Origin of the sequence: Acidithiobacillus sp., assembly GCF_049965315.1 — a bacterium.
Lineage (GTDB): Bacteria > Pseudomonadota > Gammaproteobacteria > Acidithiobacillales > Acidithiobacillaceae > Acidithiobacillus_B.
On the sequence record NZ_JBMFWL010000072.1, the window covers coordinates 1 to 611 of the forward strand.

Annotated in this window: 1 protein-coding gene and 1 pseudogene; both read left to right on the forward strand. The window is 66.1% G+C overall.

Translation table 11 applies throughout. From position 1 onward, the window contains the following. A pseudogene (locus ACP5MM_RS09835) lies at positions 1-186 on the forward strand (sulfhydrogenase subunit delta); the annotation flags it as partial. Beyond that, positions 179-611 (forward strand): nickel-dependent hydrogenase large subunit (locus ACP5MM_RS09840; protein ID WP_427934536.1); only part of this gene is annotated, 433 nt, incomplete at its 3' end. The pseudogene ACP5MM_RS09835 and the gene ACP5MM_RS09840, both read left to right, overlap by 8 nt.

Below are 611 nucleotides of genomic sequence, written 5' to 3' on the forward strand. Positions count from 1 at the left end.
GTCGGGCGCGCCTGCTACGGCTGCTTCGGCCCCGCCGGACTGCCCAATACCGCCGCTCTGGCGCGGCGCTTCGAAGACCTCGGGTTGCGCAGGGAGGATATCGCACGGCGCTTTCTGTTCATCACGCCTGCCGCCCAGCCTTTTCGTGAAGCCAGCCGCCGCTACCAGGATCCCGAGCGTGAGTGAATCGCGCACGCTGGCGCTGCACATCCCGGTTTTGACACGGGTGGAGGGCGAAGGCGCCCTGGATCTGCGTATCGCCGAGGGGGTCATCGAGGAGCTGAAGCTGCGCATCTTCGAGCCGCCGCGGCTGTTCGAGAAGTTTCTTGAAGGGCGCCATTTCATGGAAATTCCCGACATGGTGGCGCGCATCTGCGGCATCTGCCCGGTGGCCTACCAGATGAGCGCGGTGCAGGCCCTCGAAGCCATCCTGGGCGTCGTGCCCAGCGCGTGGGTGGCTGCCATGCGCCAGCTGTTTTATTGCGGCGAGTGGATCGAGTCGCACAGCCTGCATATCCACCTGCTGGCGGCGCCGGATTTTCTCGGCCACGCTAATGTCGTCGATCTGGCAGCAGCGCAACCGGAGCTCGTGCGCCGCGGCCTGCGTCTGC